Annotated in this window: 2 protein-coding genes; both read right to left on the bottom strand. The window is 71.3% G+C overall.

All coding sequences use genetic code 11. From position 1 onward, the window contains the following. The coding region (locus tag AC0I8G_RS26015; protein ID WP_471732521.1) for a DeoR family transcriptional regulator at positions 1-138 on the bottom strand (138 nt) is incomplete at its 3' end. A gap of 11 nt (positions 139-149) precedes the next feature. After that, the coding region (locus AC0I8G_RS26010; protein WP_471732520.1) for a 4-hydroxythreonine-4-phosphate dehydrogenase PdxA at positions 150-258 on the bottom strand (109 nt) is incomplete at its 5' end.

Raw genomic sequence — 258 nt, 5'->3', positions numbered from 1 at the left:
GGGGAGGATCGCGAGGTCGCGACGGATCGTCGACGGGGACACGTCGCAGCGGGAGGCCAGGGTCTCGACGTTGGCGAGACCCTCGTGGGCGAGGTCGACGATGGCTGCACGCCGGGTCTCGGTCGCCACGGAGGGCATGTGTCTCCCTGTCAGTCCTGCGTGGGGCGAGGAGCCACCTCGCTGGCCTGCCGCATGGCCTCGACCATGCTGCGGGTGTCCACCTTGCCAGGCCCCGCGATGTCGAACGCGGTGCCGTGG

The organism is Kineococcus sp. AC630 (genome assembly GCF_979255925.1).
This window is presented reverse-complemented; position numbering and strand designations above follow the sequence as displayed.